Origin of the sequence: Cellulosimicrobium protaetiae (assembly GCF_009708005.2) — a bacterium.
Classification (GTDB): domain Bacteria; phylum Actinomycetota; class Actinomycetes; order Actinomycetales; family Cellulomonadaceae; genus Cellulosimicrobium; species Cellulosimicrobium protaetiae.
In genome coordinates, this window is the sequence record NZ_CP052757.1 from 2,385,562 (window position 1) to 2,411,186 (window position 25,625).

Here is a 25,625-nt window from a genome sequence, read left to right on the forward strand (position 1 = left end):
GTAGGGCCCGTGCTCGCCCTCGCGACCCTCGTGTGGCTGGCCGTCGCCCTTCTCGCGCGCCGCGCGCCGCGTGTCCGGTCGACGGTCAGCACCGCGACGTCGACGCTGCTCGCGCTGGTCGCCGTCGGGGGCGTGACCGCCGTCGTCGCGGCGGTCGTGGGCGACCGCGGTCTCGCCGGTCTCCTCGTGGTGGTCGTGGGTGCCCCGGTCGCCGCGGGCGCGATCGCGGCAGGGGTCTGGTGCGCTCGGTCGGTGGTCGTCCCGTGGCAGGCGTGGCGACGCGAGCGGGCCGCGGGTCACCCGTCGTGGCAGGAGCGCGTGCTCGAGCGGGCTGCCAGGACCGGTCCCCGTGTGCACGGGGTGCGGGTGGTCGACGTCGTGGCGCGCTCCGCGTTCCGCGTCGCCGGGGTGCGGGTCACCGGGCTCGCCGCCGAGATGTCGTACTACGGGCTCATCTCGCTCGTCCCGCTCACGACCGCGGTCGGGGCGAGCCTGGGCTTCCTGCGTCCGCTGCTCGGCGACGACGCGGTCGACTCGATCCGGGCGTCCATCGTCGACGCCCTCACGACGGTGTTCGCCGAGCACGTGTCGGTCTCCGTCGTGGCCCCGCTCGTCGACGGGCTCCTCGACGAGCAGCGCACCGGGTTCGCGATCGGGTCCTTCCTCGTCGCCCTGTGGCTCGCGAGCCGCGTCTTCCGCGCCGCGGTGCGTGCGCTCGACGACGCGTACGGGGTGGACCGGCGGCGCGGCGTGGTGGCGCAGTACGTCCTCGGGATCGCGCTGGCGCTCGGCGCCATCGTCACCGCGGTGTCCGTCGTCGCGCTGGTCGTCGTGGGGCCGTTGCTCGGCGACGGCCAGGAGCTCACCGAGCGCCTGGGGCTCGACGCGGCGTTCCGGCAGACGTGGGACGTGCTGCGCTGGCCGACGGTCGTGCTCGTCTGCGGGGCCTACCTGACGCTGCTCTACCGCTATGCGCCGAACGTCGACGTGACCTGGACGCGGTGCCTGCCGGGTGCCGCGGTCGGGACCTCCGGCGTCCTCCTGGTGTCGTGGGGGTTCAGCCTCTACCTGCGTGTCGTCGTGCCGACGGCGCCGGGGACGGAGCCGGGGAGCGCGGCCGTCGTCCAGGCTGCCGGGCAGATGCTCGGCCTGGTCCTCGTCGGGGTCCTGTGGGGATGGCTCACGAGCATCGTCGTCCTCGTCGGCGGGGTCGTGAACGCGGAGGCGGACCCGGCCCGGGACGTGCCCGCGGGGCGTGCGACCGGGTGGCCGGCGAGCGCCGTCGTGCCCGAGCGTGGCGAGGAGAGGGCGGCCGCCGGGCGTGTGGGTCCCCCCGCCTAGGCTGACCAGCGAGGACGGGCGGCGTGCGCCCGTGACCGGACGAAGGAGGACGCGCGTGACGAGCCTGACCACGGGGGCGGCGGGCTCGCCCGACGCCACGACCGAGCTCCGGCCCCCGGCCGAGTTGCGCTTCGCGGACGAGCTCGCGGTGCTGGCCGAGGCGGACGCGCGACGCGGGGCCGACGTCCCGCCGGGATGGCGGCTGAGCCCCCGCGCGGTGCGCGCGTTCGTCGTGGGCGACGCCGAGCTCGGCGTGAGCCGCAAGTTCTTCGGTGACGACCCGCTCGTCGACCGCGCGGTCGTGTCGTTGTTGGGCCGGCAGGGGCTCATGCTCGTCGGCGAGCCGGGCACGGCGAAGTCGCTCCTGTCCGAGCTGCTGACCGCGGCGGCGAGCGGCACGTCGACGCTCACGGTCCAGGGCACCGCGGGCACGAGCGAGGACCACGTGCGCTACTCGTGGAACTACGCGCTGCTCATCGCCGAGGGGCCGAGCGAGCGCTCGCTCGTCCCCTCGCCGGTCTTCCGGGCGATGGAGAGCGGTCGCGTCGCGCGCTTCGAGGAGATCACGCGCTGCGCCCCGGAGATCCAGGACACCCTCGTGTCCGTGCTCTCGGAGAAGCAGCTCATGGTCCCTGAGCTCGGCGCCGACGCGCGCGTCGCGGCACGACCCGGCTTCAACGTCCTCGCGACGGCGAACCTGCGCGACCGCGGCGTCCACGAGATGTCGGCGGCGCTCAAGCGACGCTTCAACTTCGAGACCGTCGCGCCCATCCGCGACCGCGCGTTCGAGATGGAGCTCGTCGAGAGCCGGCTCACCGCGGAGCTCGGCCCGGCCACGGAGCGCCCGCGGCTCGACCGCGACGTCCTCGAGGTGCTCGTCACCGTCTTCCAGGACCTGCGCACGGGCACGACGGCGAGCGGCGCCCCGGTCAAGAGACCCGAGACGGTGATGTCGACGGCCGAGGCCGTGAACGTGGCGATCGCCGCGTCGCTCGAGGCGCGGTACCTGGGCGACGGCACGGTCACCGCCGGCCAGGTCGCGCGGCAGGTGGGCGGGGTCGCGCTCAAGGGCGACGAGGAGGACGCGCGGCGCCTGCGGCACTACGTCGACAACGTGGTGCGCGAGCGCGCGCGCTCGGACGCGCGGTGGAAGGACTTCCTCACCGCGGCGGGCGACCTGTGGCGGTAGGCCTGCGCGCGGCGTGGGACGCCGCGCCGCCCCGGCTGCGGCAGGCGGCGCAGGACCTGGCGGCCCTGCGCGAGCGCGACGGCGTGCACCTGTTCGGCGTGCGCCACCACAGCCCCGCGTGCGCGGTCGCCGTGGCCGCCCTGATCGAGGAGGTCCGGCCCGCGGTCGTGCTCGTCGAGGGGCCGGAGGAGTACACGCGGCTCCTGCCCGCGCTGCTCGACGAGCGGACGGTCCCGCCGGTCGCGGTGCTCAGCCTCGCCGGCGACCCTGCGGACACGGCCGGAGGAGGCGCGCGCGGCGCGGGGTTCTACCCGCTCGCCCGCTACTCGCCCGAGTGGGTCGCGCTCCGGGCGGGGCACGCCCTCGACGCCGAGCTCGCGTTCGTCGACTCCCCGTGGGCGGCCCGGGGGCCGGGGGAGGACGACGCGGCCGAGCACCCGACGGCGCGCACGGTCCTCGCGGAGCGGCACCTCGCGCACTCGCGCACCGTCGCGCGGCTCGCGGAGCGGCTCGGGTGCCGCGACCACGACGAGCTGTGGGACCACCTGTTCGAGGCGCGCGAGACGGCGCGCCTGCGCGACTGGCGCGAGCTCGCCGACGACGTGTTCGCGTGGGCGGCGCTCGCGCGCCTCGACTACGAGGACGAGGTGCTCGTCGCGGACGGGTCGCTCGACCGGGAGGCGCGCATGTCGGCGCGCGTCACCGAGCACGCGGCGCGTGCGGCCGGTCCGGTCGTCGTCGTGACGGGCGCGTTCCACACGCTCGCCCTCGTCGAGGCGCTGACGGGGAGCGAGCACGGCGAGGCGGTCGTCGCGCGCCGCCCGGCGGGTGGGTATGGCGACCTCGCCGACGCCCCCGCCTGGCTCGTGCGGTACGACGACGAGCGGCTGGACGCGCTGCGCGGGTACGGCGCCGGGATGCCGACGCCCGGGTACTACGACCGGCTGTGGGCCGCGCACCACGACGCGGGCGGCCCCGCGGGTGCGGCGAACGGCGTCCTGGTGGACGTCGGGCGCGGGGCGAGCACGCGCGGCGCGCTCGTGAGCGTCGCGCAGTCCCAGGCCGCCGTGGAGCACGCGCACCGGCTCGCGGCGCTGCGCGAGCGGCCGTGGCCGTGCCGCACGGACCTGCTCGACGCGATCACGTCCTGCTACGTCAAGGACCCGGACGACCTCGACGCGGCGGGCGACCGACCGCTCGGCCTCGCGGTCGCGGAGGTGTTCGCCGGGCGCGCCCTCGGCGACGTGCCGCCCGGCGGCGCGTCGCCACCGCTCGTGGAGGAGGCGCGCTCGCGCGCACGTGCGCTGCGTCTGGACGTGTCCGACGCGGTGCCGCGCACCGTGCGGCTCGACGCACGGCGCCGGGTCGCGCACCGCGACCGGCGCCGGTTCCTCGCGCTGTGCGCGTTCCTCGAGCTGGGGTTCGCGCGCCGCGTCTCGGGTCCGGACCACGTCGCCGGGCGCGGGCTCGGCCTCGTGCTCGAGGAGTGGGAGTACGCGTGGACACCGCTCGTGGAGGCGCGGCTCGTCGAGCTCTCCCACCGCGGTGCGACGCTCGAGGCGGTTGCGGTCGCGCTGCTCGACGACGCGCGGGAGCGGGCGCGCGAGGAGCGGTCGAGCGACGCCGTGGCGCGGCTCGTCGCGCAGTGCGTGGTCGTCGGTGTGCCCGAGCGGCTGCCCCCGCTCGTCGCGCTCGTGCGCACCACGCTCGACGTCGACCCGTCCCTCGCCTCGGTGGTGGCCGGCATGCGGCGCCTCGTCGGGCTCTGGCGTGCCCGCACCGAGCTGGAGCTCGGCGAGCACTCCGAGGCCCTGCTCGACCTCGCGGAGCAGGGCCTCGCCACCGCGGCCTACCTCGTGCCCGACCTCGCGGCCGCCGACGAGGCGACGCAGGACGACGCGCTGGCGAGCCTCGTCGCGCTGCGCTCCCTGGTCCGGGACCTGCGCGACGCGGGTCGCGGCGGTACCGGCTCGGCGGCGGAGTCCGTCGCCCGGGCGCTCGCGCACGTGCGCGAGGAGGACGACGCGTCACCCGCGGTGCGTGGCGCGCTCACGGCGTTCGCGGCCGTCGACGACGAGCTGGACGACGAGCCCAGCGGCGACGGCCTCGTCACGCGCGTCCGGGCGCACCTCGCGCCCGGCGCGGACCCGGTCGCGGCGACGGCCTTCCTCGGCGGCGTGATGCGCGCCGCGCCCGACCTCCTGCTCCACACCCCCGAGATGTTCGAGGCGGTCGACGACGGCCTGCGCGGCCTGGAGGAGGACGCGTTCCGTGCCGTGCTTCCCGACCTGCGCCGGGCGTTCACGTGGCTGCGGCCGACGGAGACGCACCGCCTCGCGGAGCGTGTCGCGGCACGGACCGGGACGAGCGCCGCCGCGCTGGACCGGCACGTGGGCGTCACCGAGGACGACCTGCGCGCGGCGCTGCTCGTCGAGCGCGAGCTCGTCGCGGTCCTGGAGCGCGACGGCCTCGGCGCCTGGGCCTGCGGAGGAGCGTCGTGACGGCGGCGGGCCTCGGCACGGCGGACGTGCCGGACGCGGCGTCGGCCGGGACCACGCGCGGCGGGCTCGGGCCCGGCGCGGGAGGCCGAACCGGGCGCCGCGCGGACGACGAGGAGGCCGCACGCCGGTGGCGGCTCGTGCTCGGCCGGTACGCGGGCGACGCGCTGCCCGTCGCGACGCAGGACCAGGGCCTCGACCGGACGCTCGGGCACCTGTACGACAGGGAGTACACCGCCCGTGGGCACCGGCACGGCGACGGCGACGACTCCCGCACCGGGCGTGGCGGGGGCGGGCGCGGGGGCTCGGTCGTCGCGGGCCTGGACTGGCTCGAGTCGGCGCGGGAGCTGTTCCCGCGCGAGACGTTCGAGCGCATGCAGGTCGAGGCCGTGGGCCGCTACGGGATGACGGAGCTGCTCGCGGACCCGCGCGCCGTCGACGCGGTGGAGCCGAGCACGGAGCTCGCGTCCGCGCTGCTGCGCGCCCGCGGCCGACTCGGCCCGGGCGTGCAGGACGGGCTGAAGCGGCTCGTCGCGCGCGTCGTGGAGGACGTCGTGCGGCGCCTGCGGCCCCGCTTCGAGACCGCGGTGGACGGTCGCCGCGACCGCTCGCGCCGCTCGTTCGTACGGTCGACCCGCACGTTCGACGCGGCCGCGACCGTCCGCGCGAACCTCGGGCGATGGGACCCGGAGCGGCGGCGCCTGCTCGTCACCGACCTCCGGTTCTCGGCGCGGCGCCGGCGCGCGCTGTCGTACGACGTCGTGCTGCTCGTCGACCAGTCCGGCTCCATGGCCTCGTCCGTGCTGTACAGCGCCGTGAGCGCCGGCATCCTCGCGGGGCTGCCCGGCATCACGGTGCGGCTCGTCCTGTTCGACACGTCCGTCGTCGACATGTCGCACCTCGCGCACGACCCCGTGACGGTGCTCCTCACCGCCCAGCTCGGCGGCGGCACGGACATCGCGCGCGCGGTGCGGTACGCGGAGCAGCACGTGCGCGACCCGCGCCGGACCGTCGTGGCGCTCGTCACCGACTTCGAGGAGGGCGGCTCGGTGTCGCAGCTCGTCGCGAGCGTCGGGCGGCTGCACGCGTCCGGCGTGCGGCTGCTCGGCCTGGCGGCGCTCGACGGCCAGGCGAACCCCGCCTACGACCGTGGCGTCGCCCGGCGTCTCGCGGAACAGGGGATGGAGATCGCGGCGCTCACGCCGGAGCGGTTCGCCGAGTGGCTGGGGGAGGTGCTCCCGTGAGCGGCACCACCGGGCTCGGCGCGTGGGCGGCGGTCTACGCCGGGTACGACGACGCCGCGCTCGCCACCCTCGCCAACGCCGGCCTGGTCCGTCGCGCGCGCAAGGACGTCGCCGCGGGCAGGGTCGAGGTGCTCGAGCTGCGCCCGGACGAGGCCGTGCTCTCGGTCGGCGGCGCGTGCGTCGAGCTCGACGCACGCGGTCCCGCGGGTGCGCGGTGCGCGTGCCCGACGCCGGGCGCGTGCCAGCACGTCGTCGCCGCGTGCCTGTGGGCGCGCGACGCAGCCGCGGAGCCGGCGGATGGCACGGCGGCCGAGCCGGCGGATGGCACGGCGGCCGAGCCGGTGGGGCCGGTCGCGGTGGCCCACGACGACGTGGCCATGGTGCAACCCTCGGCCGCCGAGTCCGGTGCCGAACCGGATGCCAACCATGACGCCGATCGGGAAGCCCGTGCTGAGCCTGATGCTGGTCGTGCGGACGCCGCGGGCCGGGCCGGGGCCGGCGCGGTGGGTCCGGCGATGCTCCAGGCCGGGGTGGGCGCGACACCCGAGCCCGACAGGGGCCGTCGCACCGGGTCGGGAGCCGACCCGCTGGCCGAGATCCTCGCGCTCGACCCGCGCGCGGTGCACCGCGCCGCGGGTGCCGCCGTCGTGCGCGTGGTCGCTCGGGACCTGCGGGAGGTGCCGGGCGCGTCGCCGGACGACACGACGGAGATGACGGTCGACGGTCCGCGCGTGGTGGTCTCCTGGCACGGCGCTCCGCGCGTCACGTACGTCGCGGGCGCGGGCTTCGCCGGGATGCTCGTAGAGCGCGAGCGCGCTGGTGGCACGGCCCAGCCCGCTCGTGCGGACGACCGCCGGTGGCGGCTCGAGGCGCTGGCGCGCGTCTGGCGTGCGAGGGACCGCACCTGGCCGTGGCCCGAGGAGCCGGACGTCGCCGCGCCGCGCGCGACCGGGGTGCCCGACGCCAGGACGGTCGCGGACGACGTCGCGCGTGCCGTCGAGCGGGTGCTCGACGTCGGGCTCTCGCACCTCGGCCGCGACGACCTGGAGGAGCTTCGCGGCGCCGGGGTGCTCGCCCGGCTCGGGCGCCGCCCGGTGGTGCAGAGGCTCGTCACGTCCGCGGTCGGGCGGCTCGAGGCGCTCGCGGACCGTCGCGACGCCGTCGACGAGGAGGAGTGCCTCCTCGCCCTGGCCGAGCTCTGGGCGTTCGTGCGGGCCGAGCCCGCCCCGGACACGGTCGCGCCGGACGAGCGCGTGACGGATCGCCCGCGACTCGTCCCGCTGGGGGCCCGCTGGTGGGTCGCGGCGTCGGGCGCGCGGGGTGTGACCGTGCACCTGTGGGACGCCGACGAGGGCCGGACACGGTCGGTCACCACCGGGCGGCCGCCCGGCGCCGACCCGACGTTCCGCCGCTCCTGGGACCTCCCGCTCGTCTGGGGCCGCTCGCTGGAGGCGCTGTGCCGCGGCCCGTTCGCCCTGCGCGGGGCGACCGAGCGGGCGGGGGGGCTGCGCGCGGGCGACGGGCCGGTCGTGGAGGCGCTCGGCGCGCTCACCGCCGACGCGCTGCGCGACGTCGCGGAGCGGACCGCGGCGACCGACGCGCGGGCAGAGGTCGGGTTCGGCCGCAGGCCGACGGTGGTGCGGGTCGTCATGGTCCGCGACGCGGGGCCCGTCGGCGTCGACGAGGTCGCGCAGGAGGTCACGTGGACTCTCGTCGCCGCGGACGGCGCCCCGACCGTCGTTCGCGTCGACGCCGCGGACGAGGCGGCCTGCGACACCCTGCTCGGGGTCGCGGCGGGGAACCGTCGTGTCGTCGCCGTCGCGACCGAGCACGACCTCGAGTCCGACCGGTCCGAGGCCGTCGGTCTGTTCGTCGAGCACCCCGGGGGAGAGCTCCGGCTCGTCGTACCGACGCTCACGCCCGCCTACGACCATCGCACGTGGTCGACCGCGTGGACGCGGCTCCGCGCACGGGTCCGTGCCCTGCGTGGCCGCGCGACGACGCACGCGCGCGAGGTCGTGGTGCCGTCCCCGGTCGAGGACGTGTGCGACACGGTGCTCGACGCCGCCGTCGCGCTCGCGGCGACCGGCCGTCGGCACCTGAGCCCGCACCAGGTGGCCTCGCTCGCCCGTGCGGCGCGGACCGCGGACGACCTCGGTGCCTCGACGCTCGCGGGCGCGGTCGCGCTCGTGGCCCGCGAGCCCGACGCCGCGCGCCTCCTGCGGGCGGCGCTCGTCGCCTCGCGCGGTCGCGCCCTCGCACGCGCCGTGGCGGCGGCTCCCGGCCACCGCCCGATCGACCGGGCGGCGCGCGCATGAGCACCTACGCCGTCCACGTCGGGTCGCCCGAGCAGCGCCGGGTCGAGCACGTCGTCGACGGACTACCGGAGCCGGTCCGCGAGACGTGGGACGACACGAACCGGTGGTACCCACGCCTCCTCGCCGAGGGCCGGCGCGTCGAGCGGTCGCACGACCTGCGCCTGTCCCACGTCCTGCTGCGGCGCTCGCAGCTCGCCGCGGGCTCCGCGCTCGCGCAGCGCGACCCGGGGCCGTGGGACTCGCTCGCCGCGGTCCCCGCGGGGCGCGAGCCGACGACGGCACCTCGGCCCGTGGGCCTGTTCGAGCTCGGGCCGCAGCACGCGCCGCGCGTCGAGCTCGACACGGTGGCCGAGCTGCGCGACCAGCTCGCCGCCGTCGCGGGCGCCGACGGCCCGGACGGTCCAGGGCGGCTGCGCATGCTCCTCGCCGCCGAGTCCGCGGGGGCGCTCGTCGCGGCGGAGATGCACCACGCGGGCGTCCCGTGGCGCGCCGACGTGCACGATCGGATCCTCCGCGACGCGCTCGGCCCGCGGCCGCGCCCCGGCGAGCGCCCGGCGCTCATGGAGGACCTCGTGGCGCGCATCCGGGCGGCCCTCGACGCGCCACCGACCCTCAACCCGGACTCGCACCCGGACCTGCTCAAGGCCCTGCAGTACGCGGGCGTCGGCGTGCGGTCGCTGCGCAAGTGGGAGCTCGAGCGGACGGACCATCCCGTCGTCGAGCCCCTGCTCGAGTACAAGAAGCTCTCGCGGCTCCTCACGGCGAACGGCTGGTCCTGGCTCGACACGTGGGTCCGTGACGGGCGGTTCCGCACCGAGTACGTCGTGGGCGGCGTCGTCACCGGACGGTGGGCGTCGAGCGGCGGCGGGGCGCTGCAGCTCCCCCGGCAGGTGCGCCGCGCGGTGGTCGCCGACCCGGGCTGGAAGCTCGTCGTCGCCGACGCTGCGCAGCTCGAGCCGCGCGTCCTGGCCGGGCTCGCGCACGACGAGCGCATGGCGGCGGCCGGACGCGGGGGCGACATGTACGCGGGCATCGTCGCGTCGGGCGCCGTCGCGACCCGCGACCACGCGAAGGTCGGGATGCTCGGGGCGATGTACGGGGGGACGACGGGCGACAGCGCGCTCGTCCTGCCGCGGCTCGCCAAGGCGTTCCCCGACGCGATCGGCCTCGTGGAGCGCGCCGCGCAGGCCGGGGAGCGCGGCGAGGTGGTCTCCACGCTCCTCGGCCGGAGCTCGCCACGCCCCGGCGAGTCGTGGCAGGCGGCCCAGGAGGGCGCGTACGCGGCCGACGACGGCGGCGGGGCCGACGACGCCGAGGGCGGTCGCTCGGGTCCTGACGCACAGGCGCGCGCCCGGTCGTACACCCGGGCGTGGGGCCGGTTCACGCGGAACTTCGTCGTGCAGGGCACGGCGGCCGAGTGGGCGCTGTGCTGGCTCGCGTCGATCCGGCGCAGGTTGTGGGACCTGCCCGTCGCCGCGGCCCCGGGCGCCGCGCCCGCGCCCTTCGCCGATCGGGCGCACCTCGTGTTCTTCCTCCACGACGAGGTCGTCGTGCACGCGCCGGCCGAGCTTGCCGAGGCGGTCGCCGAGGAGGTCCGCGCGGCCGCGGCCGAGGCAGGGCGGCTGCTCTTCGGGGAGTTCCCGGTCGACTTCCCGCTCACCGTCGCGGTCGTCGACCACTACGCCGAGGCGAAGTGAGGGACGGGCGACGGGCCGCAGCGGACCCGTCGCCCCGTGGTGCCGTCGCCCGGCAGGGTCAGGGCCGCGGCTCGCCGCGGTAGGTGCCGAACGACCACAGGTTGCCCTCGGGGTCCTGGAGCACGAGCTCGCGCGTGCCGTAGTCCGTGTCCCGGAGCGGGACGACGACGCGGCCGCCCTCCTGGGGAGCCCGCTCCCGCAGCCGGGCATCGAGCGCATCGATCTCGTCGTCGGGGACGACGACGTACGTGCCGCAGGTCCCGGGCTCGCGCGACCACTCGCGGTCGGGGGAGTGGCTACCGAGCATGACCCCGCCGCCGTGCGGCCAGTCGAGCTGGGCGTGGGCGACGTCACGGTCCTCGCCGGCCATGACCGTCGTCGCGACGAACCCGACGACGTCGGTGAGGAACGCGACGAGCGCGCGGGCGTCGTGCGCCTGGAGCGTGGGCCACACCAGAGGCTGGGGCCGTGCTCCGTCGGTGGCGATGGTGCCCTCAGCGTGCTGCGCCGTGCTCTCGTGGATGCTCATGCTCGTCCTCCTGCTCGTCTGGGTGCTCGTGCTCCCAGCCTGGGCCGTCGGTGTGGCCGCCGGCTTGGATGTTCCCGAGCTCTTCACGCACCCAGGCGGTCGGGCTCGTGCCGGCGAACCGGCGGAAGTCGCGCACCAGGTGGGAGTGGTCCGCGTACCCGGTCCGCGCGGCGACGTCCGCGAGCGTCCGGGCGCCGTGGCCGAGGGCGAGGCGCTGCACCTGGCGGCGCGCGGCGTCGAAACGCACGAGGCCCCGCGCCGCCCGGGGCGTGACGCCGAGCTCGGCCCGGAACAGCGTCTCGAGCTGCCGCTCGCCGAGGGCGACGTGGCGCGCGACGTCGCGCACGTGCGCCCGTCCTCGGCTGCGGACGAGCAGGCGCCAGGCCGCCGCGACCTCGGCGCGCACCTCGGCCCGGACCGGCGGGGCTCCGGGGCCCCCGGGCGGGCCGTCCCGGCCCGCGAAGGCCGCGAGCACGGCGTCGAACGCGCCGGCCCACGAGCCCGCCTCGGCGGCTCGCTCGCGCAGGCGCGCGGAGGCGGGCCCGAGGACGGCGTCACCGTCCTCGACGAGGCCGAGATCGCCTGCGCGCACGCCCAGCAGGACCCGGCAGGCGAGCGGGTCGAGCGCGAGCTGCACGCCCGCCTGCTCCTGCGGCTGGTGGATCAGGGCCGGGCGGGTGTGCAGGCCGCCGACGAGCGACTCGTAGCGCACAGGGACGGCGTCCTCCCCGGATGACGTCGGGACGACGCCCGCGGTGCTCACGACCAGGGTGAGCCACGGCGACGGCAGGCCGCGGTGGACGGACGGCGTGCCGTCCGCCGTCTCCGTCCTCAGGCGGTAGCCGACCATCGACACGACGCCGGGCGGCAGCGCGTGGGACGGGGCTCGCACGAACTCGTGCACCCGACCACGCTATGCGGCGGCCACGCCGCTCACAGCCCGAGCGGACGGTGCCATCCGACGTCGACGCGGAGCGTGGCGTCCGGTGCCTCGTCGTCGACCTCCCAGACGCACCGGACCCGCCGGTCGAGGAACGACATCGCGTGGCACTGCCGCCCCGCATCGTCGAGGCCGACGCGTGCGCGGACGGCGTCGCGGTCGTGCCCGGGCCACGAGAGCGTCAGCTCGCGCCAGCAGCCGCCTGAGCCGCAGCCCATCCCCTCGTCGACGACCTGGACACCGTCGGCGAAGGTCGGGACCGGGGGCGTGCTCGCCTCGTCGAGCTCGACCCAGAAGACGGGACCGACCAGCCAGACGAGGAGGAGGGCCAGCCCCACGGCGAGACCCGCGACCCGGGTGCGACGGCCCGCCCTGCCCTGCATCGCCGCATCGTACCGACGGGCGCTCGCAGCAGGGCAGGAACGGGTCGCCGAGAACACCTCGGCTGCCGGTGCGGGATAGCCTGCCGCCATGACCGTCGCACCCGGCCCGAGCCCTGACCCGACGAGCGGCGACCCGGCGACGGGCGTCCGGGAGGCGGCGCCGGGCCCGGGGCCGACGCTCGCCACGGTCGTGCGGACCCTGGACGAGCTCTACCCGCCGTCGACGGCCGAGGACTGGGACGCCGTCGGGCTCGTGGCCGGGGACCCGGGCGCGCCCGTGCGCAAGGTGCTGTTCGCCGTCGACCCGGTCGAGGAGGTCGCGGACGAGGCGCTCGCGTGGGGCGCGGACCTCCTCGTCACGCACCACCCGCTGTTCCTGCGGCCCGTGCACTCGGTCGCGGCGACGACGTTCAAGGGCTCGCTCGTCCACCGGCTCATCCGGGGCGGGTGCGCGCTGTACGTCGCGCACACGAACGCCGACGCCGCGGAGCGCGGTGTCGCCGACGCGCTCGCGGACGCTCTCGACCTGCTGCACCGCGTGCCGCTCGTCGCCCACCCGGCACCGTCGCCGCACGAGGCAGCCACGACCGGGACGGGCCGCGTCGGACGCCTTGCGGAGGCGATGACGTTGCGCGGCTTCGCGCAGCGCGTCGCCGAGGTCCTGCCCCCGACGGTGCAGGGCGTGCGCGTCGCGGGGGACCTCGACGCGACCGTGGAGTCCGTCGCGGTCGTCGGCGGCTCGGGCGACTCGCTGTTCGACGCCGTCCGCGCGAGCGGTGCCGACGTCTACCTCACGTCAGATCTGCGGCACCACCCGGTCTCGGAGCTGCGCGAGCGCGCGCGGCTCGAGGGCGACGGCGAGGCGGGCACGCCCTTCCTCGTGGACGTGCCGCACTACGCCTCCGAGTGGCCCTGGCTCCGCTACGCTGCCGAGGACCTCGCGCGCACCCTGGAGCACGCACAGCCGGGGACGGTCGTCGAGACGCGGGTGAGCACGCTCGTCACCGACCCGTGGACCGCACGGATCGCGTCGTCGCCTGCCGAGCTGCCCGCGGACCCGCGCTCCGACCGGCCCGACCCCGACGCCCAGTCCGCCTGACGTCCGACCCAGCACGCCGGCCCCGCACGGGGCCCACGAAAGGAACCACCCGTGGCCACTGCACCGCCCGCCGACCAGCTCCGCCTGCTCGACGTCCAGGAGCTCGACACGCGGGCGCAGCAGCTCGCGCACCAGCGCAAGAACCTGCCCGAGCACGCGCGCATCGCCGAGCTCGACGCCCAGATGGGGGACCTGCGGGGCAAGCTCGTCGAGTCCCGCACCGCGGTGAGCGACCTCAAGCGCGAGCTCACCAAGGCCGAGAGCGACGTCGAGCAGGTGCGCAACCGCGCCGCGCGCGACCAGTCGCGGCTCGACTCGGGCCAGGTCGGTGCGAAGGACGCGCAGGCGCTCGTCGCGGAGCTCGAGTCCCTCGCGCGGCGCCAGGGTGTGCTGGAGGAGGTCGAGCTCGACGTCATGGAGCGCCTCGAGGCGCACGAGGAGGCGCTCGCCAGGCTCGAGGCCGCCAACGCCGAGCTGGAGGCCGCGAAGGCCGAGGTCGTGGCCGCGCGGGACGCGCGCTACGCCGAGCTCGACGCCGAGGCGGGCCAGGTCGCGGGCAGGCGCACGGACGCCGTCGCGGGTCTCGACGCCGGGCTCCTCGCCCTCTACGAGCGTGTGCGTGACCAGAACGGCGGCCGGGGCGTCGTCGCGCTGCGCGGCCAGCACGTCGACGGGCTCAACGTCTCGCTGAGCCCGGCCGAGCTCGCGACGATCACCTCCGCAGCCCCCGACCAGGTCGTGCGGCTCGAGGACTACGGCCACATCGTCGTGCGGCCGGAGGGCGCCGGCGCGTGAGCACGGGCGGTCGGCGGCACCTCGTCGTCGAGGCCGACGGCGGGTCGCGGGGCAACCCCGGCCCCGCAGGCTTCGGCGCGCTCGTGCGCGACGGCGAGAGCGGTCAGGTCCTCGCCGAGCGCGCCGCGTTCCTCGGGACGACGACGAACAACGTCGCCGAGTACTCCGGCCTCGTCGCCGGGCTGCGCGCCGCGGCCGAGATCGACCCGGACGCGCGGGTGACCGTGCGGATGGACTCGCGTCTCGTCGTCGAGCAGATGTCGGGTCGATGGCAGATCAAGCACGACGACATGCGCCGCCTCGCGGCTGAGGCCGCGACGGTGCTGCCGGCCGGGCAGGTCGCGTACGAGTGGGTGCCGCGCGCGCAGAACTCCGCGGCGGACGCCCTCGCGAACGAGGCGATGGACACGGCAGGGACGGTCGCGCGCGACTACCCGCCCGCCGCCGCGCCGGGTGCCGGCGACGACGCGCCCGACCCCGCCGCTGCCGACGCGCCCGCCGAGGTCCCGGGGGAGTCGGCCGCGTTCGACACCCCGGCGCGCCCGTCGGGTGCCGCGGTCCGGTTCGACGACGCGCCCGCCCTCACGGTCGTGCTCGTGCGGCACGGGCAGACGCCGCTCACCGTCGCGGGAGCGTTCAGCGGGTCGTCTGTGCCGGGCCCGTCTCTCACGGCGCGCGGCCGCACGCAGGCCGCACAGGCCGCCGACCTCGTGTTCCGGGTCGGGCGCCAGGCCTGGCCCGACCTGCCGCGGCCGACCGCGATCGTCGCCTCGCCCATGGTGCGCGCGCAGGAGACGGCGCGGGCGGTCGGCCGCCGGCTCGGCGTCCACGTCACGACGGACGACCGGTTCGCCGAGGTCGACTTCGGAGAGTGGGAAGGGCTCACGGCCGCGGAGGTCGACACCGCGTGGCCGGGCCGACTGCACGCGTGGCACACGACCGGCACGACCGCGGCCCCGGGCGGCGAGTCGTACGCCGACGTCGGTGCGCGCGTCTGGCACGGGCTGCAGCACCTCGTCGAGACCCTGCTGCCGGGAGCAGGACCCGCCGGCCGGACGGCGGTCGTCGTCGGTCACGCGGTGCAGGTGCGTGCCGCGATCGGCACCGCGATCGGCGCGCCGCCGTCGCGGTGGTCCCGCGTGCGCGTGCCCCCGGCGTCGGTGAGCATCCTGCGACTGTGGGCCGACGGCACGAGCGAGCTCACCGCCCAGGGCGTCCCGAGCGACCTCTGAGGTTGTCGCGACGTCCTTCCTCCGCGAGGTAGAACGTCCGGTCCCGAGGTAGAGCTCCGCGCGCTCTATCTCGGGGCGGCGGGTTCTACCTCGCGGGCTGAGTCCGTGCTCGCCGGGGGCGGGTTCACCCCTTCCGGGGCTTCTTCACCTTGGCGGGTTCCGCGAGGGCGTGCTCGACGGCCGTCGCCACCCACGCGTCGAGCTCGTCGGGGTCGGCGACGCGCGCGCCGTCGACGAGGATCATCCCCGTCATCGTGCGACCGCCCATCTCCATGACCGTGCCGCCACGGTCGAGCGCCGCGGCCGTACCGTCCTTGCCGACCCGCACCATGAGGTCGTCCCGGGTGACGCCGAGCGCCATGTGGGTGTTGACGAGGAACGCGATCCCGCCGAACATCTTCCGCTCGTCGAACGGGGCGCGCGGCCCCAGGGCGGCGCGGATCCGCTCGGCGAGGTCCTCGCTGTAGACCATGGGTCCACTGTGGACCGTGACCCGCAGAACCGCAGCCGCTGCCGCCGCGCCGCCGGCGGATCGCTCAGGCGATGACGAGCTCGAGCGTGCGCGGGCCGCTGCGGGTCGTGGCGTCGTGCAGCGTGGCCTCGATCAGCCGGTAGCTGAGCCCGGTGCCGACCTCGGTGCCGATCACGGTGTCGACGAGCTCGCCTGCGGCGTCCAGCAGCCCGGCGGCCGAGGTCGGCGGCGCTGCTTCCCGGCGCAGCAGGTGCCCGGCGAGCACGCCGCGCGTGTGCTTCGCGTTGTGCGAGACGACGGTGCGCTTCCCCGCGTGCTCGCGCACCACGCGGACGGCGACCCAGTCGGCCGCGCGCGACCCTGTCACGGCGGGCTTCCACGCGCCGACGTACGTCGCCGACCGGCCGTCGACGACGACGTCCCCGGCCGCGCGCTCGTCGAGCACGGGGCCCAGGTGCGGACGCCACGCGGTGGCGAGCTTCCCGATGCCCGGCAGGTCGACCGCCATGGAGAGTCGGTACGCCGGGACCCGGTCGGCGGGGGAGAGAGCGCCCCACAGCGCGGACACGACGCGGACGTCCTCGCGCGCCCGCCGCGCGGCCTCGCCGCCGGACGCGAGCGCGCCCCCGAGGTCGGCGGCGCCGTAGAGCACGCCCGTGTAGACGTCGGCCGCGGACCCTGCGGGCGCGGTGCGCAGGACCGTGTTGCGCCGCACCTCCTCGGTCAGCCCCGGCGTCGTGCCGAGGACGTCGTGCGCGTCCGGGCGCGCGCTCGCGGCCGCGAGCGCGTCGAGGACCTGCGCGCGGTGCGCGGTGAGGGCGGGAGAGCTGAGCGAGCCGAGGTCGACCGGCGCGGCGCCGTCGGGCGCGGGGGTCTTGCCCTCGGACGGGGGGAGCAGCACGAGCACGCGGCCACTCTACGAGCGGTCGCCGCGTCGTCGCGGCGGGTGACCGGGGACGACGGCGTGGGGTGCGTCACGGCTACGCTCGCCCGATGGCCCAGGTGAAGATCTACGGACGGCGCAGCGTGTGGGGCGAGCGGCGTGCGGAGGTGTCCGACGTGCTGCACGACGCGCTCGTGCGCACGTGGCAGCTCCCGGCCGACAAGCGGTTCCACCGGTTCCTGCTCCTCGACGACGACGACCTGGTCGCCCCGCGCTCGGACGCGTACCTCGTCGTCGAGGTCGTGTGCTTCACGGGCCGCACGCGCGAGGCCAAGCGGGCGCTGATCGCGGCCCTGTACGACGACGTCGTGCCCGCCCTCGGCCTGACCCCGGACGACGTGGAGCTCGTGATCCTCGAGAGCCCGCGCGAGAACTGGGGCATCCGCGGGGTCAGCGGCGACGAGCTCGCGCTGTCGTACCGCGTCGACGTCTGACACCGACCCCAGAACCTTCCCGCGCCTCAAGCGGCGGGGGCGGCCCCGAGCTCGGTGTGCGCCGGGTCATCCCGCCTCGGCGACGACGGCCAGCACCGCGTCGCCGTACCGGGCGAGCTTGTTCTCGCCGACGCCGCTCACGAGCGCGAGCCCGTCGAGCGAGCCCGGCCGGGCGGTCGCGATCCCGCGGAGCGTCGCATCCCCGAACACGATGTACGCGGGCACGCCCTGCGCCTTCGCTTCCCCCGACCGCCAGGCGCGCAGAGCCTCGAAGAGCGGGACGTCGGCCTCGGCCAGCTCAGCGGCGGCGGCACCCTTCCGTGCCTTGGGCGCACGCATCGGACGAGCCGGCTCGTGCCGCATCCGGACCTCGCGCCGCTGCGCCAGGACCTCCCCGCTCCCCGCGGTGAGCACGAGCGTCCCGTGCACGCCCTCGACGGTGAGCAGCCCCTGGGCGAGGAGCTGACGCACCACGGCCCGCCACTCGTTCTCGGACAGGTCCTTCCCGACCCCGAACACCGACAGCTCCTGGTGCCGGAACCGTCGGACCTTCTCCGTGTCCCTGCCGAGGAGGATGTCGACGACCTGCCCGACGCCGAAGCTCTGCCCGCGCTCGCGGTCCAGACGGAACACCGTCGAGAGCACCTTCTGCGCGGCGACCGTCCCGTCCCAGGCCTCGGGCGGGGCCTGGCACGTGTCGCACGACCCGCAGCCTCCTGGGTGGGTCTGCCCGAAGTAGGCGAGGAGCTGGGCGCGGCGACACTCGACGGTCTCGCAGAGGGCGAGCATCGCGTTCAGGTGCTGGCCCAGGTTGCGCCGGTGCGCGGCATCGCCGTCGGACGTCTCGATGAGCTTGCGCTGCTGGACGACGTCGGCGAGACCGTAGGCCAGCCAGGCGGTGGACGGTAGCCCGTCACGCCCGGCGCGCCCCGTCTCCTGGTAGTACCCCTCGACGGACTTGGGCAGGTCGAGGTGCGCGACGAACCGCACGTCGGGCTTGTCGATACCCATGCCGAAGGCGATCGTCGCGACCATGACGAGGCCGTCCTCGCGCAGGAACCGGGACTGGTTCGCGGCGCGCACCGACGCGGGGAGGCCCGCGTGGTAGGGCAGCGCCTGGATCCCGTTCTCGACGAGCGTCGCGGCGGTCTTCTCCACCGACGCGCGCGAGAGGCAGTAGACGATCCCCGCCTCCCCGGCGTGCTCGGTGCGCAGCAGGTCGAGCAGCTGCTTCTCCGGCCGGTCCTTGGGCACGATCCTGTAGGTGATGTTGGGCCGGTCGAAGCTGGAGACGAAGTGCCGTGCGCCCTCCAGGTCGAGGCGCTGGGCGATCTCGGCCCGCGTGGCCGCCGTCGCCGTCGCGGTCAGCGCGATGCGCGGGACGGACGGCCAGCGCTGGTGCAGCACCGACAGCTCGAGGTAGTCGGGCCGGAAGTCGTGGCCCCACTGGGACACGCAGTGCGCCTCGTCGATCGCGAAGAGCGCGATCTGCGTCCTGTCGAGCAGGTCGAGGGTGGCGCGGCTCCGGAGCCCTTCCGGTGCCACGTAGAGCAGGTCGAGCTCACCCGCCACCAGCGCACGCTCCACGGCGCGGCGGTCCTCGAGGGACAAGGTGGAGTTGAGGAACGCCGCGCGGACGCCGAGCGCCGCGAGGGCGTCCACCTGGTCCTGCATGAGGGCGATGAGCGGTGACACCACGACGCCGGTCCCCGCGCGGACCAGGGCGGGAATCTGGTAGCACAGGGACTTGCCCCCGCCGGTGGGCATGAGCACCAGGGCGTCGCCGCCACCGACGACCGTGTCGATGATGGCCGCCTGCTCGCCCCGGAACGAGTCGTACCCGAAGACCCGCCGGAGTACGTCGAGCGCCGGGTCGGTCGCAGTCGCTGTGGCCACCCGGGCACCCTACCGACGATGACCGACACGACGGTCCCGGCGCATCGACTCTCTGCGCCGAGGCGCCCCGTCACGGACGGTGGAGCTCGGCGGGCAGGTCGTCGCGGTGACGGACGGCGAGGGACGTCACCGCGCGGGTCAGGCACACGTACAGCCGCCGCAGGCCCGTGACCCGGTCGGGCTCGCCCCGGACGACGCCCTCCGGGTCGTCCAGCACGACGTGGTCGAACTCCAGCCCCTTCGCGAGCGATGCGGGCACGAGGTCGAGGCGCGCGTCGAACTCGACCGTGCCGTCGTCGTCCGACGCCTCGCCGACGACCGCGAAGGCGAGGCCCGCCGCGGCGAGCGCCGTACGTGCGGCGCCCGTGCCGGCGTCGGGCACGATCAGACCGACCGACCCCTCACGGGCGAGCGCCGTGCGGACCAGGTCCACCAGCGGGTCCGTGGTGAGCACCAGCTCGCCCCGGGCGCGGCGGACGGCGACCGGCGGGTCGAGGTCCGGAGCGATCGACGGCAGGAGGCGGGCTGCGTACTCGATGACGTCGCCGGGGACGCGGAAGCCGGCCGTGAGCTGCTCCACATGGCCGTCGGGCTTGCCGAGGTGCGTCAGCGCGTCGGTCCACGAGGAGACCCCCCAGGGTGTCGTCGCCTGGGCCAGGTCGCCCAGCACCGTCAGGGAGCCGGTGCGCGCCCGGCGCCCGAGCGCGCGCAGCATCATCGGCGACAGGTCCTGCGCCTCGTCCACCACGACGTGCGCGACCGACGCGCCGCGGGCCAGCAGGTCCGCGACCTCGTCGAGCAGGACGAGGTCGGCCAGCGTCCAGCGGGCCGTGCCCGGCGTCCGGGAAGGTCGGGCCGGGCGCAGCAGCTCCTGCTCGGCCGCGGTGAGGAGGCCGTCGGCGCTCGCGGCGAGGAACGCGGGGTCGACGAGGAGCCGGTGCAGCAGCGCCGTCGGCGTGACCTTCGGCCACACCGCGGCGGTGTAGTCCCGGACCGGGCGCGTGCGCGCGAGCGCGTCCCAGGCCCGCTCGTCGAGCGCCTCGCCCGACTCCTCGATCTGCACGAGGATCCGGTGCGCGAGCGCGTGGCGCAGGTGGTCGCGACCGGCGTCGAAGCGCGGCTCCCGGCCGACCACCTGCGCCACGGACTCGCGTGCCTCGTGCGCGGCGACGCGCCAGCGGCGCGCACCGCGCGGCAGCACGAGGGCCTCGGTCGGCTCGACGAGGTGCGACCACACGGCGCGTCGGAGCACCTCGGCCATGCGTCCGTCGCCCTTGAGCCGGGCGACGTCCGCGGGCTCCGTCCCGCGCAGGCGGCCGTGCGCCGTGACGATCTCCTCGACGGTGGTCTGGGTCGCGTCGACCTCGCCGAGGGCGGGCAGGACGTCGCGGATGTACCGCAGGAAGCTCGCGTTGGGCCCCACGACGGTCATGCCGGCGCGGCTCACCCGCTCCCGGTGGGAGTACAGCAGAAATGCGGCGCGGTGCAGCCCGACGGCGGTCTTGCCGGTGCCGGGCGCGCCCTGCACGACGACGGTCCGGTCGAGCCCGCTGCGCACGATGACGTCCTGCTCGGGCTGGATGGTGGCGACGATGTCGCGCATCGGCCCGGTACGGGGTCGCTCGATCTCGGCCTCGAGGATCGCGGAGGGCTCCGCGCCGGGTCCCGGGGCGGTGAGCGCCTCGTCCTCGAAGCCGGTGAGGGCACCTCGCTGGAAGCCGTAGCGGCGGCGGGCCGTGACTCCCATCGGCTCGGTGCGGGTGGCGCGGTAGAAGGGCGTGCTCACCGGGGCGCGCCAGTCGACGACGAGCGGGTCGCCCTCGGGGTCGGAGACGTGACGGCGCCCGATGTGGAAGACCTCGGCGGGCTCGTGGTCCACGCCGTCGAGGTCGATGCGTCCGAAGAAGAGCGGGACCTCGGGGTCGTCGGCGAGCTGGGCGAGCCGACGGGCGAGCGCCGCCTCGAGGTACTCGGCGCTGACCCGGTCCCCCGCGAGGGCGTCGAGCGACCCGGCCTGCTCGCGCATGCGGGCGAGCTGCGTGCGAGCGTTCGCCAGGAACTCCTGCTCCCGTGCGAGCTCGCCCGAGGTGTCCCCGGCAGGTGTCGCGGTCCAGGCGTCGGGGGCGGACGGTACGGCGGGGGCGGGCACGACAGACCTCCGGGAGCCGGCATCGAGGGGTGGGCCATCCTACGGGGCCGCACCCTCCCCGTGGACCGGTCGCTGGTTCGACGAGTCGCGAGGGAGCGGTAACCTTTCCGGTGCGGACGAGTCGGTCGGACGGTCGCGTCGAGGGGCCTCGGTCCCTCGCCGAGGAACGTCCGGGCTCCGAAGGGCAAGGTGGTGGGTAACACCCACCCGGGGTGACCCGCGGGACAGTGCCACAGAGAACAGACCGCCGCGTCAGGCAGGGCTCCGGCTCCGCCCGGCGCGGTAAGGGTGAAACGGTGGTGTAAGAGACCACCAGCGGGCCGGGTGACCGGCCCGGCTCGGTAAACCCCACCTGGAGCAAGGTCAGACAGACTGTGTCTGAGGGCTGCCCGCCCGATTCTCCACGGAGAAGCACAGTCGGGTAGACCGCTCGAGCCCTGCGGCGACGCAGGGCCTAGATGGATGACCGTCGCCCGCGCGAGGGCGACCTCGCGCGGGAACAGAACCCGGCGTACAGACCGGCTCGTCCGCCCGCCTCTCCCGGCACGACCGGGAGGACGGACCCCGTCCTACTCGTGCCGAGGAGCACCATGTCGCACCACGACTCGCACACGCCTCCGCTCGCCTACGTCATCGCCGGGTCGGAGGCGACCGGCGGCGCCGGGATCCAGGCCGACCTCAAGACGTTCCAGGAGCTGGGCGCGTACGGCGTCGGCACGCTCACGTGCATCGTCTCGTTCGACCCGAAGAACGACTGGGGCCACCGGTTCGTCCCCGTCGACCCGCAGGTGATCGCCGACCAGTTCGAGGCGGCGACGGTCACGCACGAGCCGTCGGTCGTGAAAATCGGCATGCTCGGCACGCCCGCGACGATCGACGTCGTCGCGCAGTCGCTGCGCTCGCGCACGTGGGAGCACGTCGTGCTCGACCCGGTCCTCATCTGCAAGGGCCAGGAGCCGGGCGCCGCCCTCGACACCGACACGGCGCTGCGCGCGCAGGTGCTCCCGCTCGCGACCGTCGTGACGCCCAACCTCTTCGAGACGCGCACGCTCGCGGGCGTGGACTCGATCGAGACGGTCGAGGAGCTCGTCGAGGCGGCGCGCAAGGTCCAGGCGCTCGGCCCGCGCGCCGTCGTCGCCAAGGGCGGCGTCGAGCTGCCCGGTCCCGACGCGGTCGACGTCCTGGTCGACGGTGATGAGGTGCACGTGCTGCGCACCCCGAAGATCGGCGAGGAGCGCGTGAGCGGGGCGGGCTGCACGTTCGCCGCCGCGATCACCGCGGAGCTCGCGAAGGGCGCCTCGGTGCTCGACGCCGCGCGCGTCGCCAAGGACGTCGTCACCGCGTCGATCGAGGACCGGGTGGCGTCGAGCGCGCCGTTCGACGCGGTCCGCGTCGGCGCGCGCCGCTGACGGCGGCCCGCCGGGGTCGCCGGCTGCGACCCCCTGTCGACCCGCGCTCGACCGACGATCACCCCTCGGACGCCTTCACGTCCCCTGACGGTCAAGGAATACTCTCGTCACCGTGAACGACCTCTCCCCTTCGGAACTGTCCCCGTCGCCGGGTGCTGCCGACGGCCCTGACCGGGCCGTCGCCGACGTCTCCGACGACACTGGGCACGGCCCGGGCCGCGGTCTGGCCCGCCACGACGTGCCCGCCCCGCTGCGCGACGACGTCCGCCTGCTCGGCGGACTGCTCGGCACCGTGCTCCGCGAGACGGGCGGCCAGGAGCTGCTCGACGACGTCGAGCGCCTGCGCGAGCTGTCCATCCGCGCGTACGACGACCCGTCCGGCACGGTGCTCGCTGAGGCCGAGACCCTCGTCGAGGGTCTCTCCATGGCGCGCGCCGAGCAGGTCGCCCGGGCCTTCACGTGCTACTTCCACCTCGCGAACCTCGCGGAGGAGTACCACCGCGTGCGCGTCCTGCGTGAGCGCGAGGCCGAGTTCGCGACGCGCGCGACGACGCCCGACGACTCCCTCCCGGAGGCGTTCGACCAGCTCGTCGGCGAGGTGGGCCGAGAGGAGGCGCTGCGTCGTCTCCGCCGCCTCGAGTTCCGCCCGGTGCTCACGGCGCACCCGACCGAGGCCCGCCGTCGTGCGGTGTCCGGAGCCGTGCGCCGGATCGCGACCCTGCTCGACGAGCGGGACGCGCAGCGTCTCGGCGGTACGTCGCTCGCGGAGAACGAGCGCCGTCTGCTGGCCGAGATCGACACGATGTGGCGCACGGCCCCGATCCGCGAGCACAAGCCGTCCGTCCTCGACGAGGTGAAGACGGCGCTCGGCGTGTTCGACGCGACGATGTTCGACACGTTCCCCTCGGTCTACCGGCGCCTCGACGACTGGCTGCTGGGCGACGAGGCGGGACGCGAGGAACCGCTCGTGCGGCCGTTCGTCAGCCTGGGCACGTGGATCGGCGGCGATCGCGACGGCAACCCGAACGTCACCGCCGAGGTCACGCGCCAGGCCGCCGCGATCGCGGCGGACCACGCGCTCGCCGCGCTCGAGCAGCAGACGCGCCTCGTCGGGCGCAAGCTCACGCTCGACCAGGACGGCACGCCGCCGTCGGACGGGCTGCGCGCTCTGTGGGAGCGGCAGCGCCGGCTCTCCGAGGCCGTCACGTCGTCCGCGTCCGCGGCGTCACCGCGCGAGCCGCACCGCGCCGTCCTGCTCGTCGTGGCCGACCGCATCGCCGCGACGCGCGCCCGCGACGCGGACCTCGCGTACCCGACGGCCGAGCAGCTCGAGTCCGACCTGCGGGTCGTCCAGGAGTCGCTCGTCGCGGCGGGCGCGCCCCGTGCGGCGTACGGGGACCTGCAGCAGCTCGTGTGGCAGGTGGAGACGTTCGGGTTCCACCTCGCGGAGCTCGAGGTGCGCCAGCACTCCCAGGTCCACGAGGCGGCGCTCGCGGAGATCGCGGAGAAGGGCCTGCACGGAGACCTGTCCGACCGGACGCGCGAGGTGCTCGACACCTACCGCGCGCTCGGCGCGGTCCAGGAGCGCTATGGCGTGCGCGCCGCGCGCCGCTACATCGTGTCCTTCACGCAGAAGCCCGAGCACCTCGCGGCCGTGTACGAGCTCGCGGAGCTGGCGTTCGACGGCGCGGACGAGGCGCCCGTCATCGACGCGATCCCGCTCTTCGAGACCTTCGCGGACCTTCGCGCGAGCGTCGACATCCTCGAGTCGATGCTCACGCTGCCGCAGGTGCAGCGGCGGCTCGCCGAGAACGGTCGCCGGGTCGAGGTCATGCTCGGCTACTCGGACTCGTCGAAGGACGTCGGCCCGGTCTCCGCGACCCTCGCTCTTCACGACGCGCAGAGCCGCATCGCGCAGTGGGCCGAGCGCCACGACATCACGCTCACGCTGTTCCACGGCCGCGGCGGTGCGCTCGGCCGCGGCGGTGGCCCGGCGAACCGTGCCGTGCTCGCCCAGCCCCCGGGCTCGGTCGACGGCCGGTTCAAGCTCACCGAGCAGGGCGAGGTCATCCTCGCGCGCTACGGCGACCCGACGATCGCGTCGCGCCACATCGAGCAGGTCGCCGCGGCGACGCTGCTCGCGTCGGCGCCGTCGACGGAGAAGCGCAACGCCGAGGCGACCGAGCGATACCGCGACCTCGCGGCCGCGCTCGACGAGTCGTCGCGCCGCCGGTTCCACGACCTCGTGCGCGCCGACGGGTTCCCGCAGTGGTTCGCGCAGGTGACGCCGCTCGAGGAGGTCGGCCTCCTGCCGATCGGCTCCCGGCCGGCACGTCGCGGCCTGTCGGTCTCGTCGCTCGACGACCTCCGCGCGATCCCGTGGGTGTTCTCCTGGTCCCAGGCGCGCATCAACCTCGCGGGCTGGTACGGGCTCGGGACGGCGCTGAAGGAGTTCGGCGACCTCGAGCTGCTGCGCGAGGCGCACCGCGAGTGGCCGCTCTTCGCGACCCTTCTCGACAACGTCGAGATGTCGCTCGCCAAGACCGACGAGCGGATCGCGGAGCGCTACCTCGCGCTGGGGGAGCGCGACGACCTCGCCCAGGCGATCCTCGACGAGCTCCGCCTCACGCGCGAGCAGGTCCTCGCCGTGACGGAGAACGCGTGGCCGCTGGCCGGGCGCCGGGTGCTGGGTCGCGCGGTCCAGCTCCGCAGCCCGTACGTCGACGCGCTCTCGCTGCTCCAGGTCCGGGCGCTGCGCGGTCTGCGCTCCGGCGCGGAGGGGACCGTCAAGGACGAGCTGCAGCACCTCCTGCTGCTCACCGTCAACGGTGTCGCCGCGGGTCTGCAGAACACCGGCTGACCCTCGCAGCGTCTCGCGCACGACGGCCGCCACGTCGACCCGGCACCGGGTCCGTGGCGGCCGTCGCCGTCTGGACACCCGTCCAACTGTTGAATGAACCCTCAACGATCGCTCCGGTGAACGATATCGACGGCGCTCTGGGTAAAGTCTTCGCCAGAGCCCTACCAGCCGGTGGCATCCGTGGGGTACGCTGGCGA

At 75.8% G+C, this 25,625-nt stretch carries 19 protein-coding genes and 1 other RNA gene; 13 read left to right on the plus strand and 7 right to left on the minus strand.

Annotation, left to right across the window (positions count from 1 at the left end):
• Positions 1-9 precede the first annotated feature (9 nt).
• The 6 genes from FIC82_RS10060 to FIC82_RS10085 are packed head-to-tail and all read left to right on the plus strand — an operon-like array spanning position 10 to position 10,287.
• Entirely contained in the window at positions 10-1,341 is a 1,332-nt protein-coding gene (locus FIC82_RS10060) for a YihY/virulence factor BrkB family protein (RefSeq protein ID WP_154798456.1), read from the plus strand.
• A gap of 55 nt (positions 1,342-1,396) precedes the next feature.
• Entirely contained in the window at positions 1,397-2,530 is a 1,134-nt protein-coding gene (locus tag FIC82_RS10065) for an ATP-binding protein (protein WP_216609892.1), read from the plus strand.
• Complete coding sequence (locus FIC82_RS10070) at positions 2,521-5,031, plus strand: DUF5682 family protein (protein ID WP_154798457.1); 2,511 nt, start codon at positions 2,521-2,523, stop codon at positions 5,029-5,031. The genes FIC82_RS10065 and FIC82_RS10070 overlap by 10 nt, the downstream gene beginning before the upstream one ends.
• Positions 5,028-6,272 (plus strand): VWA domain-containing protein, encoded by a 1,245-nt coding sequence (locus tag FIC82_RS10075; RefSeq protein WP_253691021.1) that lies wholly within the window; start codon positions 5,028-5,030, stop codon positions 6,270-6,272. Before FIC82_RS10070 ends, FIC82_RS10075 begins: the two co-directional genes overlap by 4 nt.
• The gene (locus tag FIC82_RS10080) at positions 6,269-8,590 is read left to right on the plus strand and encodes a hypothetical protein (RefSeq protein ID WP_154798458.1); all 2,322 of its coding nucleotides are present in this window, start codon (positions 6,269-6,271) and stop codon (positions 8,588-8,590) included. The genes FIC82_RS10075 and FIC82_RS10080 overlap by 4 nt, the downstream gene beginning before the upstream one ends.
• On the plus strand, positions 8,587-10,287 hold the full coding sequence (locus tag FIC82_RS10085) for a bifunctional 3'-5' exonuclease/DNA polymerase (RefSeq protein WP_154798459.1): 1,701 nt from the start codon (positions 8,587-8,589) through the stop codon (positions 10,285-10,287). Before FIC82_RS10080 ends, FIC82_RS10085 begins: the two co-directional genes overlap by 4 nt.
• A gap of 58 nt (positions 10,288-10,345) precedes the next feature.
• Here FIC82_RS10085 and FIC82_RS10090 read toward each other — a convergent pair whose 3' ends face one another.
• The 3 genes from FIC82_RS10090 to FIC82_RS10100 are packed head-to-tail and all read right to left on the minus strand — an operon-like array spanning position 10,346 to position 12,139.
• A complete protein-coding gene (locus FIC82_RS10090; protein WP_253691023.1) occupies positions 10,346-10,816 on the minus strand; it encodes a VOC family protein in 471 nt (156 codons plus the stop codon).
• Positions 10,782-11,720 carry an AraC family transcriptional regulator gene (locus FIC82_RS10095; RefSeq protein WP_216609893.1) on the minus strand — a complete coding sequence of 313 codons (939 nt, stop codon included), beginning with the start codon at positions 11,718-11,720 and terminating at the stop codon, positions 10,782-10,784. Before FIC82_RS10095 ends, FIC82_RS10090 begins: the two co-directional genes overlap by 35 nt.
• A gap of 29 nt (positions 11,721-11,749) precedes the next feature.
• On the minus strand, positions 11,750-12,139 hold the full coding sequence (locus FIC82_RS10100) for a hypothetical protein (RefSeq protein ID WP_154798460.1): 390 nt from the start codon (positions 12,137-12,139) through the stop codon (positions 11,750-11,752).
• Between the two features lie 88 nt (positions 12,140-12,227).
• Here FIC82_RS10100 and FIC82_RS10105 point away from each other — a divergent pair, with 88 nt between their 5' ends.
• Genes FIC82_RS10105 through FIC82_RS10115 form a run of 3 tightly spaced genes read left to right on the plus strand, consistent with a single transcriptional unit; the run spans position 12,228 to position 15,265 of the window.
• A complete protein-coding gene (locus FIC82_RS10105) occupies positions 12,228-13,238 on the plus strand; it encodes a Nif3-like dinuclear metal center hexameric protein (protein ID WP_154798461.1) in 1,011 nt (336 codons plus the stop codon).
• A 51-nt stretch (positions 13,239-13,289) separates the two neighbouring features.
• Complete coding sequence (locus tag FIC82_RS10110; RefSeq protein ID WP_154798462.1) at positions 13,290-14,033, plus strand: zinc ribbon domain-containing protein; 744 nt, start codon at positions 13,290-13,292, stop codon at positions 14,031-14,033.
• On the plus strand, positions 14,030-15,265 hold the full coding sequence (locus tag FIC82_RS10115; protein ID WP_168731708.1) for a bifunctional RNase H/acid phosphatase: 1,236 nt from the start codon (positions 14,030-14,032) through the stop codon (positions 15,263-15,265). Before FIC82_RS10110 ends, FIC82_RS10115 begins: the two co-directional genes overlap by 4 nt.
• Before the next feature lie 124 nt (positions 15,266-15,389).
• On the opposite strand, the gene FIC82_RS10120 is transcribed toward FIC82_RS10115, so the two are convergent.
• Positions 15,390-15,737 (minus strand): TfoX/Sxy family protein, encoded by a 348-nt coding sequence (locus tag FIC82_RS10120; RefSeq protein ID WP_154798463.1) that lies wholly within the window; start codon positions 15,735-15,737, stop codon positions 15,390-15,392.
• A 64-nt stretch (positions 15,738-15,801) separates the two neighbouring features.
• Positions 15,802-16,644: a YaaA family protein gene (locus FIC82_RS10125; protein WP_168731709.1), complete on the minus strand. Its 843-nt coding sequence runs from the start codon at positions 16,642-16,644 to the stop codon at positions 15,802-15,804.
• Positions 16,645-16,730: 86 nt separating this feature from the next.
• Between FIC82_RS10125 and FIC82_RS10130 the strand changes: the two genes are divergently transcribed.
• Complete coding sequence (locus tag FIC82_RS10130) at positions 16,731-17,114, plus strand: tautomerase family protein (protein ID WP_154798464.1); 384 nt, start codon at positions 16,731-16,733, stop codon at positions 17,112-17,114.
• Between the two features lie 66 nt (positions 17,115-17,180).
• On the opposite strand, the gene recQ is transcribed toward FIC82_RS10130, so the two are convergent.
• On the minus strand, positions 17,181-19,010 hold the full coding sequence (gene recQ, locus FIC82_RS10135; RefSeq protein ID WP_168731710.1) for a DNA helicase RecQ: 1,830 nt from the start codon (positions 19,008-19,010) through the stop codon (positions 17,181-17,183).
• 70 nt (positions 19,011-19,080) lie between these two features.
• The gene (locus FIC82_RS10140) at positions 19,081-21,159 is read right to left on the minus strand and encodes a HelD family protein (protein ID WP_253691025.1); all 2,079 of its coding nucleotides are present in this window, start codon (positions 21,157-21,159) and stop codon (positions 19,081-19,083) included.
• A gap of 117 nt (positions 21,160-21,276) precedes the next feature.
• Here FIC82_RS10140 and rnpB point away from each other — a divergent pair.
• The 3 genes from rnpB (at position 21,277) to FIC82_RS10155 (ending at position 25,428) form a co-directional block, all read left to right on the plus strand.
• Positions 21,277-21,689: RNase P RNA component class A (rnpB, locus tag FIC82_RS10145), an RNA gene on the plus strand.
• Between the two features lie 60 nt (positions 21,690-21,749).
• Positions 21,750-22,568 (plus strand): bifunctional hydroxymethylpyrimidine kinase/phosphomethylpyrimidine kinase, encoded by an 819-nt coding sequence (gene thiD / locus FIC82_RS10150; protein ID WP_154798465.1) that lies wholly within the window; start codon positions 21,750-21,752, stop codon positions 22,566-22,568.
• A 238-nt stretch (positions 22,569-22,806) separates the two neighbouring features.
• Positions 22,807-25,428, plus strand: coding sequence for a phosphoenolpyruvate carboxylase (locus FIC82_RS10155; protein ID WP_168732257.1), 2,622 nt, complete (start codon positions 22,807-22,809; stop codon positions 25,426-25,428).
• The last annotated feature ends 197 nt before the right edge of the window (positions 25,429-25,625 follow it).